Source organism: Nocardia aurantiaca (assembly GCF_009708175.1).
In the GTDB taxonomy this organism is placed as follows: Bacteria; Actinomycetota; Actinomycetes; order Mycobacteriales; family Mycobacteriaceae; genus Nocardia; species Nocardia aurantiaca.
Window position 1 is genome coordinate 372,517 of the sequence record NZ_WMBB01000002.1, and the last position, 15,119, is coordinate 387,635.

General features: G+C 69.8%; 12 protein-coding genes. 9 read left to right on the forward strand and 3 right to left on the reverse strand.

Going from position 1 to position 15,119, the window contains the following annotated elements; all coding sequences use genetic code 11:
- Positions 1-5 precede the first annotated feature (5 nt).
- Genes GLP40_RS05040 through GLP40_RS05050 form a run of 3 tightly spaced genes read left to right on the forward strand, consistent with a single transcriptional unit; the run spans position 6 to position 3,333 of the window.
- Positions 6-1,391, forward strand: coding sequence for an NtaA/DmoA family FMN-dependent monooxygenase (locus GLP40_RS05040; RefSeq protein ID WP_154786621.1), 1,386 nt, complete (start codon positions 6-8; stop codon positions 1,389-1,391).
- Positions 1,388-2,200, forward strand: a complete 813-nt coding sequence (locus GLP40_RS05045) for a DUF1684 domain-containing protein (RefSeq protein ID WP_154786622.1) — start codon at positions 1,388-1,390, stop codon at positions 2,198-2,200. Before GLP40_RS05040 ends, GLP40_RS05045 begins: the two co-directional genes overlap by 4 nt.
- Positions 2,197-3,333 carry an LLM class flavin-dependent oxidoreductase gene (locus GLP40_RS05050; protein ID WP_154786623.1) on the forward strand — a complete coding sequence of 379 codons (1,137 nt, stop codon included), beginning with the start codon at positions 2,197-2,199 and terminating at the stop codon, positions 3,331-3,333. The genes GLP40_RS05045 and GLP40_RS05050 overlap by 4 nt, the downstream gene beginning before the upstream one ends.
- Before the next feature lie 183 nt (positions 3,334-3,516).
- Here the strand turns inward: GLP40_RS05050 and GLP40_RS05055 are convergent, their stop codons facing one another.
- Entirely contained in the window at positions 3,517-4,791 is a 1,275-nt protein-coding gene (locus tag GLP40_RS05055; RefSeq protein WP_328289702.1) for an ROK family protein, read from the reverse strand.
- Between the two features lie 716 nt (positions 4,792-5,507).
- Between GLP40_RS05055 and GLP40_RS05060 the strand changes: the two genes are divergently transcribed.
- The 6 genes from GLP40_RS05060 to GLP40_RS05085 all read left to right on the forward strand — a co-directional run bounded on the left by GLP40_RS05060 (position 5,508) and on the right by GLP40_RS05085 (position 12,319).
- Positions 5,508-6,275: a GntR family transcriptional regulator gene (locus GLP40_RS05060; protein WP_328289703.1), complete on the forward strand. Its 768-nt coding sequence runs from the start codon at positions 5,508-5,510 to the stop codon at positions 6,273-6,275.
- Entirely contained in the window at positions 6,276-6,503 is a 228-nt protein-coding gene (locus GLP40_RS05065) for a 4Fe-4S dicluster domain-containing protein (protein ID WP_154786624.1), read from the forward strand.
- A gap of 9 nt (positions 6,504-6,512) precedes the next feature.
- Positions 6,513-7,901, forward strand: coding sequence for an ABC transporter substrate-binding protein (locus GLP40_RS05070; protein WP_154786625.1), 1,389 nt, complete (start codon positions 6,513-6,515; stop codon positions 7,899-7,901).
- 88 nt (positions 7,902-7,989) lie between these two features.
- Positions 7,990-8,862, forward strand: a complete 873-nt coding sequence (locus GLP40_RS05075; RefSeq protein WP_154786626.1) for an ABC transporter permease — start codon at positions 7,990-7,992, stop codon at positions 8,860-8,862.
- Positions 8,859-9,620 carry an ABC transporter ATP-binding protein gene (locus GLP40_RS05080; RefSeq protein ID WP_154786627.1) on the forward strand — a complete coding sequence of 254 codons (762 nt, stop codon included), beginning with the start codon at positions 8,859-8,861 and terminating at the stop codon, positions 9,618-9,620. Before GLP40_RS05075 ends, GLP40_RS05080 begins: the two co-directional genes overlap by 4 nt.
- Entirely contained in the window at positions 9,620-12,319 is a 2,700-nt protein-coding gene (locus GLP40_RS05085; protein ID WP_154786628.1) for a fumarate reductase/succinate dehydrogenase flavoprotein subunit, read from the forward strand. The genes GLP40_RS05080 and GLP40_RS05085 overlap by 1 nt, the downstream gene beginning before the upstream one ends.
- A gap of 5 nt (positions 12,320-12,324) precedes the next feature.
- On the opposite strand, the gene GLP40_RS05090 is transcribed toward GLP40_RS05085, so the two are convergent.
- Positions 12,325-13,218 (reverse strand): immunity 49 family protein, encoded by an 894-nt coding sequence (locus tag GLP40_RS05090; RefSeq protein ID WP_154786629.1) that lies wholly within the window; start codon positions 13,216-13,218, stop codon positions 12,325-12,327.
- Positions 13,219-13,335: 117 nt separating this feature from the next.
- Complete coding sequence (locus GLP40_RS05095) at positions 13,336-14,937, reverse strand: DUF2207 family protein (protein WP_154786630.1); 1,602 nt, start codon at positions 14,935-14,937, stop codon at positions 13,336-13,338.
- Positions 14,938-15,119: the final 182 nt, after the last annotated feature.

A 15,119-nucleotide genomic window follows, 5' to 3' on the forward strand; every position in this document is an offset into this window, starting at 1 on the left:
CCACCATGCCGGACCATCGGATACGCAAGCAGATTCACCTCGCCGCCCACTTCCCGGGCGTCAACCACCACACCGTGTGGACCGACCCGGAGGCGGGCAGCCAGATCGCCTTCGACTCCTTCGTCCACCTGGCCCGCACCGCCGAGCGCGGACTGTTCGACTTCTTCTTCCTGGCCGAGGGCCTGCGCCTGCGCGAACACCGCGACCTCATCCACGACCTGGACGTGGTGGGCCGCCCCGACACCTTCACGGTGCTCAACGCCCTGGCCGCGGTCACCACACACCTGGGACTGGCCGGGACCATCAACACCACGTTCAACGAACCCTTCGAGCTGGCAAAGCAATTCGGGACGCTGGACCACCTCTCCGGCGGCCGCGCCGCCTGGAACGCGGTGACCTCCTCGGACGCCTTCACCGGCGAGAACTTCCGGCGCGGCGGCTATCTGGAGCACGCCAAACGCTATACGCGCGCGCATGAGGTGGTCGACGCCACTCGCGCGCTGTGGGACAGCTGGCCGGCCGATGCGCTCGTGATCGACCGGGAGCGCGGGGTTTTCGCCCGGGACGTGCCGCGGGTGCGGTTCACCAGCGACCAGTTCGAGATCGACGGGCCGTTCGTACTGCCGCGCAGTCCGCAGGGCTATCCGGTGCAGATCCAGGCCGGCGACTCGGACGAGGGCCGCGAATTCGCCGCCGCCAAGGCCGATGTCATCTTCAGCGCCCACGGCGAGCTCGATGACGGGCAGCGGTTCTACCAGGACGTGAAGGACCGCCTCGCCAAGTATGGGCGCGGTCGCGACGATCTCAAGATCATGCCCGCCGCCGGGTTCGTGCTCGGCGACACCGCGGCCGAGGCGGTCGAACGCGCCCGCCACATCCGCCTCCAGCAGGTGACGCCGCAGACCGCCATCGCCTTCCTCGAACAGATATGGGGCCGCGATCTTTCCGCCTACGACCCGGATGGCCCGCTGCCGGACATCGACCCGGCCGAGGACGTGACCATCACCCGCGGCCGGGTCCGACACACCCGCGATCCGCGCGCCGTCGCCGCGGACTGGCGGTCCCGGGCCGCCGCCGAGCACCTGTCCATTCGCGAACTCGTCATCGCCACCACCGCCCGCCAGCAGTTCGTGGGCACGCCTCGGCAGGTGGCCGCCGAGATCGACCGCTATGTCCAGTCCGACGCCGCCGACGGTTTCGTGCTGGTCCCGCATCTCACCCCGACCGGTCTCGACGAGTTCGTCGACAAGGTCATCCCGGAACTGCAGTCCCTGGGCAGCTTCCGCGCCGAGTACACCGGCACGACCCTGCGCGACCATTTGGGTCTGCGTCACCCCCATCGCAACGCCCGCCACCCCCATCACGGCACCGAAGGAGTCCGCGCCTCATGACCGCCACCGCCACCGCATCCGACCAGCAGTGGGCCGCCTTCCGCGCCGAACGCGCCGACTGGGCCCGCCAACCCCTGGGCTGGCTCAGCCTGACGGGCCTGCACTGGCTCGGGGAACAGGACGAGACGATCGACGGGCTACCCGGCCGCTGGCACGCCGACGGCGAGAACGTCCATGTGTCGGTCGAATCCGAGGAATCCGGACTGCTGTCGCTGGACGGTGCGCCGATCGCGAGTTCGGCCGTACTCACTCCGGGCGAAGGCGCGCCGGGACTCGAGGTCCGCACCGGTGACCGCCTCATCGAGGTGATCCGCCGGACCGGCCAGTTCGCCCTGCGCATCCACGATCCGGCCTCACCGACCCTGGCCGCCTTCACCGAGATCCCCGTCTATCCGCCGGACCCCAAATGGGTCGTCACCGGCCTGTTCGAACCCTTCGACGAGGCCCGGGTGGTAACCACCGGCGCGGTGGTCGAGGGACTGCGACATCACCACAATGCCAGCGGCAGCGTCACTGTCACGCTCGACGGCGTCGCGCGGCGGCTCGTGGTGTTCGGCAGCCCGGCCCACGGCCTGCACGTGCTCTTCACCGACGCCACCAGCGGCGTCACCACCTACGGTGGTGCGCGCCGGCTGGACCTGTCCGAGCCCGACGCCGACGGCACGGTGCTCCTCGACTTCAACCGCGCGGTCAATCTGCCGTGCGCGTTCACCGACTACGCCACCTGCCCGCTGGCGCCGGCGGAGAACAGGCTGCCGTTGGCTGTCGCTGCGGGCGAACAGGATCCGCGCAAGGGGCACTCGGCATGACCATCCCGCTCTCGGTCCTGGACCTGGCCCCGATCAGCGCGGGCTCGACACCGCAGCAGGCGGTGCGCAACAGCATCGACCTGGCCAGACAGGCGGAACGGTTCGGCTACCATCGGTTCTGGGTCGCCGAACACCATTTCGTGCGGGTGGCCAGTGCCGCTCCGGCCACCCTCATCGGATTGATCGCCGCCGCAACCGAATCCATCCGCGTCGGATCCGCGGCCGTGCAACTCGGCCACCACACCTCGATCTCGGTGGTGGAGGCCTTCGGCACCATCGACGCCCTGTATCCGGGTCGCCTGGATCTGGGGCTCGGCCGCTCCGGGCACCGCGGCGAACAGGTGCGGTCGGCGGGCGTACCCCCGGTGCCCGCACCGGATCGGCCCACCGAGGTCCGCGATGGAGTGGTGATCCCGCCGCCGTTCTTCCCCGGCCAGCTACTCGACTTCTCCAGGGTGCGAGCGGGTTTGGAGGCACTGCATCTGCCGGGCGCGCGACCACTGCCCTACACCGAGCAGATCGCGGAGATCCTCGCGTTGCTCGACGGCACCTATGTCACGCCCGACGGCATCGACCTGCACGCGGTCCCGGGTGAGGGCGCGGCCCTACAGCCCTGGTTGTTCGGCAGCAGCGGTGGCGAAAGCGCACAGCTGGCCGGACGATTGGGCCTGCCGTTCGCGGCGAACTACCATGTGTCGCCCGGCACCATCGTGGAAACCGTGGAGGCGTATCGGGCGGCTTTCCGCCCGTCGGCCCGCTTCCCGCGCCCATATCTGGTGGTCTCCGCCGACGTGGTGGTCGCCGAGGACGACGCCACCGCCCAGCGCCTGGCAGGCACCTATGGCCACTGGGTCTACAGCATTCGCAGCGGCGCCGGCGCGGCCGAATACCTCGATCCCGATACCGCGCCGCCGCTGTCCGACCAGCAGCGCCGCCTGGTCGACGACCGGGTCACCACCCAGTTCACGGGGTCCCCGGCCACCGTCGCCGCCCGCCTGAACGCCCTGCAACGGCTGACCGGCGCGGACGAACTCCTGGTCACCAGTGTCACCTTCGATCATGAGGATCGGGTGAACTCCCACCGCCTGCTGGCGCGCGAGTGGGGCCTGACCCCGCAGGTGCGCGCCGCCTGAGACCACCGCCGCCCGCCCTGAGGGGGACTCCGGGACGGGCGGCGGGGAAACCCGCAGTGCGCGCAAGGGCCTCGCGTGCGTGCGGGACGGGGTCGGGTCGGATCGTGGACCGTCCGGCCCGACCCTCTCGGCCACAACGAAATCCCCGCCGGGCACGCCCGGCGGGGATTTCGTCGTACCGGTCTAGCGGGCCCGGGTGGCCCGGCGCATGGCCGACAGCGGATCCGCGTAGAACACGCTCACCGAGGTGACCGCGGCCGCGAATTCCTGGACCCGGCCACCGAATCGGCTGATTCGCAGATCGGCCGCGGGCAGCGTGGTCGACTCCGCGAAGGCCCTGGCGACCCGCTCCATCCCGGGCCGCCAACCGGTGAACGCCTGGCCGCCCAGGACCACCCGGTCCGGATTGAGCATGTCGCGCACCAGAGCCGCGGCGCGGCCCAGGATTTCGGCCCGCTCGATCAGCAGACCTCGGGCGGCCGCATTGCCCGAATCGGCGGCCCGATACAGATCGGTGATCGCCGGGCGGCGCGGGGCCTCCGGCTTGGGCAGCACGCCCTTGCGCACGGCGCGCTCCAGCAGGGCGCGCTCACCGATGGCGGCCTCCAAGCAGCCGCGCCGACCGCAGGTGCAATCCACGTCCGAGCCGGTCGGCAGGTGCGCGATCGAGCCGGGACCGTTGGCGGGGGTGTGCACGCGATCGTGCAGAGTCACCGCGACACCGGCGGTTTCGCGCGCGTACACGAACAGGCTGCTGCCCGGCCGCGACTCCTCGGCCGGTTCGCGCGGGGTCAGCAGCAACTCCGCCGCGGCCATGGCCTCGACGTGCGTGGACACCGAGACCGGCAGATCCAGCACGCTGCTGAAGACCGCCGCCACCGGTGCGGCCTGCCAGCCCAGGCGCGGATGATCCACCACACCCGCCGCGGAATCCACCCGTCCGGCCAGCGCCACGCCGGTCCACAGCGGCCGCCGCCGCGGCAACCGATCCAGGAACGCCTTGGCGCTGCGGGCAACTATGGTCAGCGCCGCGTCCTGACCCGTCTGGGGCGTGGCGATCTCGAGTCCGCCGAGGATGCGGCCGGACAGGTCCGCGGCCACGATGCGGGTGACGGTGGAGCCGATGTGCACACCCAGCGTCACGTACGAGTCGGTGTCGACCTCGAACGGCACGCGCGGGCGGCCCACCGCGCCGGAGGCGGTCAGATCGGCGCGTTCGCGCAAGAGCCCCGCCGAAAGCAGCGCGGACACTTGGCGATTCACGGTGGCGATACTCAGACCCGTTGTCTGCGCGGCGATATCGCGGAAGATGGGGCCTCGGGTGGCGGCGCGCAGCACGGCGGCCGCCGGATTGTCGGTGATGCGCAGCTCCGGCGGCACCGCCGGGCGGGCCGGAGCCAGCCGCGCGGTGGCGACGGAGACAGCGGAATGGTGACGTTCGAGCGTGGGGCTGGACACTTTTCGCAAATCCTTGCTGCGGTCCCACCTGCCGACAGGGGGACGAATGCCTAGATGGAGGAATCAGCGGTGCAGCGAGGAACCCGGATTCGAACAGGAATCGGGGTCAGAACTCGGCTGCGCGACGGCAGGGACAACACAGTTCCCGTTGCCGCGGCAGCCGAACGCCCAGCGCGACGGTCACGTACGTGACCCGCGGCGCGAAGAGAGGGCGGCTGGCAGACATGGGATCAAAGTATCATTCCGATTACGCGGAATGGAAGGCGCGCACGACCCTCCCGGCAGCCCGGGCCTGTTACGGCACTCCCGCCCGAAACCCTCCGAACAATCCCCCGTATGACCGGATCTTTTGTGTCGGTGGATGTTTCACGTCAGACGCCTCGGCGGGCGGCACGGTCACCGAAAGTGGCGTACGCCACGCCCGTTTCCCATATCTCGAGAAAGCGGGCGCGATCTCGAGCACGACCACGGGAGAGACCCGGACCGGTCCGGCCCGACGCCGCGCACCCGCCTTCCGATCACGGTGATTTCAACGCCCGCGTCCCGTGAGCAGGTGGCGCAATACCCCGATTCCCCGGCATCCGGGCAGGCCGCGCGCATCGTCGGGCGGCGTAAACCCGCACCGCGCACCGGGGCCCGCGGTGAGCGCTCGAAGCTGTCCAGATTCCGCCGCTACAGTTCTGAAACCGCAGGTCAAAGGCGCGGAAAGGAGTCACGTGTCGCCGGAACCGATACCGTTGCGCGCCCCCGGACGCCGGGCCGATCGCGCCCGCCAGGTGGCGGATGTACTGCGTCAGCAGATTCACGCGGGATACTTCGACCAGGCGCTGTCCTCCGAACAGGAGCTGGCCGCTGAATTCGCGGTGTCGCGCAATACGGTGCGCGACGCACTCGCACTGCTCAAGGACGAGGGCCTCATCGAGCGCGCACCGAAGATCGGCACCCATGTCGCCCGGCGCAAATATGACCACGGGCTCGACGCGCTGCTCGGATTGAAGGAGACCCTGCGCGGGCACGGCGACGTGCGCAACGAGGTGCGCGCGGCGCGGCCCGTCATCCCGCCGCCCGCGGTCGCCCGCAAGCTGCTGCTCGAACCCGGCCAACCGGCCGTCTATATCGAGCGTCTGCGCTATCTGGGCGACCTGCCGCTCAGCCTGGACCTCACCTACCTGGTCCCCGACATCGGCGACGAGGTCATCGCCCGGGATCTCGAGACCAATGACATCTTCGCCCTCATCGAGCAGATCGGCGGCGGCCCCCTCGGTTCCGCTGATCTCGCGCTGGAGGCCATCACCGCCGACGCGCACTCGGCCATGACCCTGCAAATGCCGGAGGGCGGCGCGCTGCTGTTGCTCGAGCGGCTCACCAAACTCGAGGACGGCCGCCCGGTCGACCTGGAATACATCCGCATGCGCGGGGACCGGATCACCATGCGCGGCAGCCTGATCCGCCCACCGGAGCGCACCGACTGGAGGTTGACCTAGATGGCTTTGGCCCGGCACCGGGTGGACGTCCCGGTGACCATCGACGAATCGCTGTGCATCCAGGGCTGCACGCTGTGCGTGGAGATCTGCCCGCTGGATTCGCTGGCGATCAACCCGGACAACGGCACGGCGTACATGCACGTCGACGAGTGCTGGTACTGCGGCCCCTGCGCGGCCCGCTGTCCCACCGGCGCCGTCACCGTCAATATGCCCTACCTGCTGCGTTGAGGAAAACCCATGAAGTACCGCACCGCCCGCCTCGCCGCGACGGCGCTCGCCGCCGCCCTGGCCCTGACCGCGTCCGGCTGCTCGCTCGAAAGCAGCGGTGGCGGTGACACCGTCAAGGTCGTCATCGGCTACCAGTCCAAGACCATCAATACCGTCACCGCCGGAACCCTGTTGAAGGCCAAGGGCTTTCTGGAACAACGACTCGACGCGCTGAGCGCGAAGGGCGGCAAGAAGTACCAGGTGGAGTGGCAGGACTACGACACCGGCGCGCCCATCACCGCGCAGATGGTGGCGGAGAAGATCGACATCGGCTCGATGGGCGACTATCCGCTGCTCATCAACGGCTCCCGCACCCAGGCCAACGAGCGGTCCAAGACCGAGTTGGTCTCCATCACCGGCTACAACCCCAGGGGCGCGCTGAACATGGTCGTGGTCGCGCCCGACTCCAAGGCGCGGTCCCTGAACGACCTCGCCGGGCAGAAGGTCTCGGCCAGCGTCGGCTCCGCCGGGCACGGCACCCTGGTGCAGGCGCTCACCCGTGCGGGCATCGACCCCAGGCTGGGCGTCGAGGTGCTCAACCAGCAGCCCCAGATCGGTTCCTCCGCACTCGAATCCGGCCAGGTGGCGGCGCTGTCGCAGTTCGTGGCCTGGCCCGGGCTGCTGGTGTTCCAGAACAAGGCCAAGCTGCTCTACGACGGCGCGGAACTCAACGTCCCGACCTTCCACGGCGTGGTGACCCGCCGCGACTACGCCGCGCAGCACCCGGAGGTGCTCAATGCCTTCCTGCAAGCCCAGCTCGACGCGACCGATTTCATCCACCAGCACGCCCTGGAGGCGGCGCAGGTGGTCGCCGACAACGCCGGGCTGCCCCCGGAGGTCGTGTACCTGTACAACGGGCCCGGCGGAACCTCCTTCGACACCACGCTGAAGCCCGCGCTCATCACCGCGTTCAAAGACGATGTGCCGTACCTGAAGTCGATCGGCGATTTCGCCGATCTCGATATCGACAAGTTCGTCGACCCGGCCGCGCTGCAACAGGCCTACCGGGAACGCGGCCTGAACTACGACGCCGAACTGGCGAACCCCGCCAATCCGCTGCCCGGCGCCGGCGGCGAGCTCTGGCTCTCCGGCCAGGACGCCACCCAGCCCGTCGCCGACCCCACCGCCCTGCTGCGCGCCGTCGAACAGGCTCGTGCACAGGGGAAGACGGTGCGCGCCGCCTACGTGCCCGACGCCGAGCTCGGCACCCGCTGGTTCGCCGACAAGGCGCTCTGGGTCCGCGACGGCGAGACCTACCTGCCCTTCACGACTCCGGCAGCCGTGCAGCGCTACCTGGCCCAGCACCCGTCGGGTGTGCCGGTGTCCTACGGCCAAGCCGTCAACGAGGTGCGGCGGTGAGCGCCCGTCGCGGGGCCGTCGTGGTCCACGGCGGGTGCCGGGCCGCTGATGCCAGCCGAATCACTCTGTGGCGCAAGGGGGTTGGACAATGACCGCAACCACGGCGGTGGTGGTCGGTCCGGCACCGCAGATCGCACCACCCGCACGTGCGGTGGGCCCGGCTCGCGCGCGGACCCGCTGGACGGCATGGCAGTCGCGTGTGGTCCGCGCGCTGTCGGTCCTCACCGCCGTGGGTGTCTGGCAATTCCTGACCGCCGAGCACATTCGGCTCTGGGTGCGGTTCGACACGCTACCGACGGTCACGCGGATCGTGCGGGCCTTCCGGCACCAGCTCGGCACCGACACCTACTACCTCGACCTGGGCCAGTCGCTTATCCGCATCCTCACCGGGTTCGGACTGGCGGCGGCGATCGGCGTGACGAGCGGTGTGGCACTGGGGCGGTCGCGGTGGTTCGCGGATGTCATCGGGCCGCTCACCGAGCTGGCCCGGCCGATACCGGCCATCGCCATCGTGCCGGTCGCGATTCTGCTGTTCCCCGATGACGAGGCCGGAATCGTGTTCATCACCTTCCTGGCCGCGTACTTCCCGGTCATGGTCGCCACGCGGCACGCGGTGCGTGCGCTGCCGATCATTTGGGAGGAGTCGGTGCGTACGCAGGGCGGGACTCGCTGGGATGTGCTGTGGCGAGTCGTGCTGCCGGGCAGCCTGCCCGGCGTGTTCGGCGGGTTGTCGACCGGAATCGGTGTGGCGTGGATTTGCGTGGTGTCGGCCGAAATGATCTCGGGACGGCTGGGCGTCGGATACCGGACCTGGCAGGCGTACACCATTGTCGACTATCCGGGTGTGTTCGTCGGGATCATCACCATCGGTGTGCTCGGCTACACCACCTCCGCCGCCGTGGAATTCATCGGGCGGCGCGTCACACACTGGCTGCCCCGCGGTGAGGAGACCACGAAATGACCACGGCCGGAATCGGTGTGACCCTGGAACGCGTCGGGCTGTCGTACACGGGCGCGCCGGTGATCGACGATCTGTCGATCACGGTGCGGCCCGGGGAGATTCTGATCCTCACCGGGCCTTCCGGATGCGGGAAGTCCACCGTGCTGCGCGCCCTGGCCGGATTGCTCCGTCCGGACTCGGGCCGGGTGTTGGCCGACGGGCTCGAGGTGACCGGCACCGACCGCGACCGCGCCGTCGTCTTCCAGGACAACGCGCTGCTGCCCTGGAAAACCGTCCGCGCCAATATCGAACTGGCGCTGAAACTCCGGGGCGAACCCCGCGCCGGACGGCGGGCGCTGGCCGAGCGCTGGATCGACGAGATCGGGCTCACCGGCTTCGCCGACTTCCTGCCCAAATCGCTGTCGGGCGGCATGCGGCAGCGCGTGCAACTGGCCCGCGGACTGGCGGGCGCGCCGCGCGCGGTCATGATGGACGAGCCCTTCGGCGCGTTGGACGCCCGGACCCGCAACACCATGCAGCGCCTGCTGATCGATACCTGGCGCGACCATCCCACCACCATCGTCTTCGTCACTCACGACGTGGACGAGGCGCTGCTGCTCGGCGACCGCGTCGCCGTGCTCGGCCGCGCCGGGGAACCCCTACGAGCGCTGCTCGAGGTCCCGCGCCCGCGCGAAGCGGGCATCGACCGCTCCGCCCTGCGCACCGACATCATCGCCGCCCTGGACCATTCGGGCGAGCTCACGGAGGCAACGAAGTAATGGACATCCCCGATCTCGCCGACACCACCCGCCTCGACTGCGATGTCCTGGTCATCGGCGGCGGCACCGCCGGCACCATGGCCGCTCTCACCGCCGCCGAAGCGGGCGCGACCGTGCTGCTGCTGGAGAAGGCGCACGTCCGCCACTCCGGCGCGCTGGCCATGGGCATGGACGGCGTCAACAACGCCGTCATCCCCGGCAAGGCCGAACCCGAGGACTACGTCGCCGAGATCACCCGCGCCAATGACGGAATCGTCAACCAGCGCACCATCTATCAGACCGCGACCCGCGGCTTCGCCATGGTGCAGCGGCTGGAGCGCTACGGCGTGAAGTTCGAGAAGGACGCCTACGGCGAATACGCCGTGCGCCGGGTCCACCGGTCGGGATCGTATGTGCTGCCCATGCCGGAGGGCAAGGACGTCAAGAAGGCGCTGTACCGCGTACTGCGGCAGCGCACGATGCGCGAGCGCATCCGGATCGAGAACCGACTGATGCCGGTCCGGGTGCTCACTCACGAGGGCCGTGCGGTCGGCGCGGCCGCATTGAACACGCGCACCGGCGAATTCGTCGCCGTGGGCGCGAAGGCAGTCATCCTGGCCACCGGCCCGTGCGGCCGCCTCGGCCTGCCCGCCTCCGGCTACCTCTACGGCACCTACGAGAATCCGACCAATGCCGGTGATGGCTACGCCATGGCCTACCACGCGGGGGCGGAGCTCTCCGGCATCGAATGCTTCCAGATCAACCCGCTCATCAAGGACTACAACGGCCCCGCCTGCGCGTATGTGGCCAATCCGTTCGGCGGCTACCAGGTCAATGCCCTCGGCGAACGGTTCGTGGACTCCGACTACTGGTCCGGGCAGATGATGGCCGAGGTGAAACGGGAGATCGAATCCGCGCGCGGCCCCATCTATCTCAAGGTCTCACACCTGCCGGAGGAGACCCTCGAGGCCCTCGAAGGCATCCTGCACACCACCGAGCGGCCTACCCGCGGCACCTTCCACGCCAATCGTGGCCACGACTACCGCAGCCATGACATCGAGATGCACATCTCCGAAATCGGCCTGTGCGGCGGGCATTCCGCCTCCGGTGTCTGGGTCGACGAACACGCCCGCACCACCGTGCCCGGCCTCTACGCCGCCGGCGACCTCGCCTGCGTCCCGCACAACTACATGATCGGCGCCTTCGTCTACGGCGACCTGGCCGGAGCGCACGCCGCGTCCACCCTCGACGACGTCGCCGCGCCCGCCGAACTGCCCGTCGACCAGCTCGCCGCCGCGCACGAACTCGTCTACCGCCCGCTGCGCAACCCCGACGGTCCGCCGCAGCACCAGGTCGAATACAAGCTGCGCCGCTTCGTGAACGACTATGTGGCCCCGCCCAAGACGGCCACCAAGCTCTCCCTCGCCATCGAGACCTTCGACCGCATGCTCGGCGACCTCGACGCCATGGGCGCGCGCACCCCGCACGAGCTCATGCGCTGCGCCGAGGTCACCTTCATTCGCGACTGCGCCGACATGGCCGCCCGCTCCTCGCTCACCCGCACCGAATCCCGTTGGGGCCTCTACCACGAGCGCGCCGACCTGCCCGAGCGCGATGACGTCGAATGGCGGTACCACCTCAACCTGCGCAAGACCGCCGAGGGGCGGATGGAATTCCTGAAGCGGCCGGTCGCACCCTATTTCGTCCCGGTACCGGGGCTGGACGACCCGCCGGCCGCCGACACCGCCGCCATCCCGGTGGATCAGCCCGCCCTCATCGGCACCCCGCCCAACCTCGGCGCGCAGGTGCGTTCGCGGGTTGCGGCGGCGGGCGACGTCACGAAAGACGTGGTGGCGCCGCGTATCGCGCTCCTGCTGAGCCTCGATGCGCCCGGTATCGCGGAGCTGCTGCCGTTCCTCGCTGATCCGGATCCCCGGGTGCGTGCCACCGCCCTGGCGGTCCTCACCGAGAACACGCCCGACGGATTCGCCGACCAGCTCATCGTGGCGCTCGCGGACGAGGATGCGGACGTGCGTTCGGCCGCCGTGGCCGGTCTGCGTGAACTCGCCGAAATCCTGCCCGCTGCAACGGGTCTCGCGCGCCATGTCGATTCCCCCGATCCGATCGTGCGCGCCGCGGTGGTGGACCTGCTGCGCGCTCTGCGCTGCGGTTCAGCGGAGATCTTCGCCAAGGCCGCCGTCGACGCCGACCATCGCGTCCGCGTCCAGGCCGTGCACGCCTTGGTCTCCCTGGACGACTGGACCGCCCTGACCACCGCCGCCCACGATGACGACCGCGAGGTCAGAATCGCTGCCGCGCGGGGTCTGGCCACCATCGGACTCGGCGGGGCGGACACCGTGCGCGCTCTCACCGAAGATCGCGACCCGCTGGTCCGCGCGGCCGCGTTCACCGCGCTCTCGCGTCTCGGAACCACCGCGGACGGTGCGACACTGACTGCCGCACTGTGTGATTCGGCATGGCAGATACGCGAGGGCGCGGCGCGCGGCCTGGCCGCGGTCGGCCCGGATCACGGGGTCGAACCGCTGAGCCGCGCCCTCACCGATATCCATCCCGACATCCGCAAGGCCGCGGTGCTGACCCTCAGCACCTGGCCGGACTCCGCCGCGGCTCTGGCCGCCCTCGAGACCGCCCTCGCCGACAGCGACGCCGATGTGCGCGCCTATGCCAGACGCGCGCTGGCCGTGCACGCGGGTGGCTAGGCCGGCTATGTGACCCGGTGCAGTAGACCGGCGGGCAGGTATCCGGTGGCGATGCCGGGCCGCATCCCCCGATCCACGGCCACGCCGGCGACCGCCAGCAGCGGCCAGGCGATGAAGCCCTCCGGGTCCAGCCGCCGCTGCGGGGTATCCCAGAAACGCCGGTGGAATTCCAGGCCCTCCACCAGCGCGGTGTCGAATTCGGCCGAGTCGCCGCGCAATACGGCGTCCAGCAGGCACAGCGCGGAGTAAGCGATGGTGAGCGCGTAGTCGTCGCCCGCGGCGGGCTGGGCGTCCACCGCGGCCTCGATGCCGTCCACAATGACGGTCTCGGCCGCCGGATCGCCTGTCCACACCCGCTGCCAGGCATCGGCCCACAGGTACAGACACTGCTCGAGCGGATGCCCGGCACGGGTGGTCGCTGACAGCGGATAACCCGCGCCGCCTGGAGCACCCAGCAGGAACGTGAGCAGCCCGTGGTCGCGTCCGATCAGTGCGGGCCACAATCCGGTGAGTAGATCCGCCGCCGTGGGCGGCGCGGACATGCCGCCGCCGGCCGGGACCGCCCACTGCGCTCCGGCCAGCGTCACAGTGAAAGGCTTCTGCCCGGCGGGCGCCGCCACCGATCGTAGCCGCGCCGACTGCGCGACCGCCGAATCCGACACGGCCTGCCGTAGCGCGGCGGACTCGCCACGCTGGTCGTCCAGGCTCAGATAACCGGCGATGGCACGCGAACACCAGGCCACGTCGGCGAGCACCGCCTGCGGCTGCCCCGCCAGGAATTCGGCGCGCAGCGCGGTCGTCCGTACCCGGACGGCCCGGCCGAAGCCGGCATCCGTACTGCGAATAGCTGCCGGATAGCTGAAATCCTGTCCGTTCAGTATCGGGTGGCGATCTGTCATCCGAGTGCGATGAAGATCGAGGTGAGCGGCAGCTTCTCCAAATGATTGCTCACGGCGCGACAATAGCGGACTCCGCGACCTCGTACATCGGTTGGCATATCGGTCGGCCCGGGTGCGTCACCGCTGGTCAGCGGTCCGGAACAAGCCCTCGACGGCCGTAATGAAATACGGGAAATGCGCGCCGAAACGCTGCAGAGCGCGATCGCCCTCGAAGCCGCCGAACCAGTACAGGCCCGGGCTCCCGTCCGCGGTCGGATCCAGCTCACGGAAGGTGCGCACCCACTGGTCACCGCGCCGCGCGGCCACCAGGAACGGCAGCGCCCGGGAGAACACCAGCTCCTGATCCGCGGCCGGAATGCGTTGCGGCGCAATCATGTCCAGCCCGCGCTGCATGGCCTGCACCCGGTCGGTCAGCTCCCGGCCCAGCGCCGTGCGGGCCGGCAGATAGCGCGGCAACAGCAGCGCCGCCACCCCGCCCAATGCGATGGCCGCGCCGACCAGGGCGTGCCGCTGCGGACCGAAGGCCAGCACCGCGGTCGCGATGACGCCGAGCGCGATCAGGGCGACGCCCAGCCAGAACTCGAAACCCCGGCGCGTGCGGTCGATGAACACCCCGGCGGTCACCGCATCGTCGATCAGGGCCGCGCGCACCGCGCCCGCGTCCACCTTGCCGCGGCGCTCGGACAGCAGCACCGAATCGGTGCCCTCCGGAATCAGCGCCGCGTACACGGCGCGCTCGTAGGCGGTCAGCTGCGGCTCGGGCGGATTCATCCGGGCGAAGCGCCAATCCGAATCGCCGACCGCGCTCACCCACAGGTAATTGCGGACCGCCAGATCCACCACGGTCGACGCCATATCGGGCACATCGGCGTGGCCGTCGAGCAGCAGCCCGGCCATGCTCGGCAGGATGCCGTCCGGCGAGGTGAACTGCACGTGGTCGCCCGCGCGCACCAGCGGGTCGAGTACCTCGGTACCGGCCGGAGCCGAACGCCGCGACCACACCACATACCCGGCCGCCGCGGCCAGCGCCGCCAACAGCACACCGAACGCCGCGAACACCGGACCGGTCAGTGAAAAGGCATTGGGCGCATTGTCATCGCGGACATCGGCATTGGCCTTGACGGTGTTCGGCGGCAACTGCAGTGTCACATCCAGGATGTCGCCCTTGTGCAGATCCGTCTTCTCCAGATGCGCGAACCCGTCCGGCTCGACGCGAATATCCGCGCAGTTCTGGGGATTTCCGGGCGGGCCCACCGTGCACTTGGTGACGCCCATGCGAAAACTCGGGCTCGACACCGTCGCATTGATCGACGCCACATCGGTATTCAGCACCCCGGTCCACTGGAACACCTGCGCGCCCGAAGCGTCACTGACGGTGTTGTGCACCGTGTATTTGAAGGTGGCCGAGCCCGGCCGGGCCGCAATGGTGAACCGGTCGTCCGCGACCTTGGCATCGCCGTCGCCCTCGGCGGACACGTCGGTCACCTCGAAATTGCGCTGCACTCCGGAGCCGACCTGCACCCGCAGCGGCACCACCTGCCGAAACTCCTCGCCCTCGGGCACTTTCACGGTTTCGGTGACCCGTAGCAGACCGTCGTCGCCCAGATTCACCTCAGCGGTGATATCCACGCCGGCCGACTGCGCCACCGCGGTCGGCGCCGCCACGCCCGCCACCGCGAGCAGCAGCGCGGCCAGGGCGACCCCCCGAAAAATCTGCATGACTGGCTACTCTAGCCAGCTTGCTATCCTTCCTCAGCGGCAAGGCGCAGGTCCATGGAGCCGGCAGGCTATCTCTGAGGAACGAGGGGGGTGCGGGGGATGACTCGCCCACCGTCCGAGCACGGACCGACGCCCCCTGGGCAGTGGCCTGTGCCACCGCCCGGAAACTCACCGCCGCAAGG

What these genes read in the sequence shown, in the direction of transcription:
- GLP40_RS05040 (WP_154786621.1), top strand. Translation starts at nt 6, where the DNA reads ATGCCGGACCATCGGATACGCAAGCAGATTCACCTCGCCGCCCACTTC.
- GLP40_RS05045 (WP_154786622.1), top strand. Translation starts at nt 1,388, where the DNA reads ATGACCGCCACCGCCACCGCATCCGACCAGCAGTGGGCCGCCTTCCGC.
- GLP40_RS05050 (WP_154786623.1), top strand. Translation starts at nt 2,197, where the DNA reads ATGACCATCCCGCTCTCGGTCCTGGACCTGGCCCCGATCAGCGCGGGC.
- GLP40_RS05065 (WP_154786624.1), top strand. Translation starts at nt 6,276, where the DNA reads ATGGCTTTGGCCCGGCACCGGGTGGACGTCCCGGTGACCATCGACGAA.
- GLP40_RS05070 (WP_154786625.1), top strand. Translation starts at nt 6,513, where the DNA reads ATGAAGTACCGCACCGCCCGCCTCGCCGCGACGGCGCTCGCCGCCGCC.
- GLP40_RS05075 (WP_154786626.1), top strand. Translation starts at nt 7,990, where the DNA reads ATGACCGCAACCACGGCGGTGGTGGTCGGTCCGGCACCGCAGATCGCA.
- GLP40_RS05080 (WP_154786627.1), top strand. Translation starts at nt 8,859, where the DNA reads ATGACCACGGCCGGAATCGGTGTGACCCTGGAACGCGTCGGGCTGTCG.
- GLP40_RS05085 (WP_154786628.1), top strand. Translation starts at nt 9,620, where the DNA reads ATGGACATCCCCGATCTCGCCGACACCACCCGCCTCGACTGCGATGTC.
- GLP40_RS05090 (WP_154786629.1), bottom strand. Translation starts at nt 13,218, where the DNA reads ATGACAGATCGCCACCCGATACTGAACGGACAGGATTTCAGCTATCCG.
- GLP40_RS05095 (WP_154786630.1), bottom strand. Translation starts at nt 14,937, where the DNA reads ATGCAGATTTTTCGGGGGGTCGCCCTGGCCGCGCTGCTGCTCGCGGTG.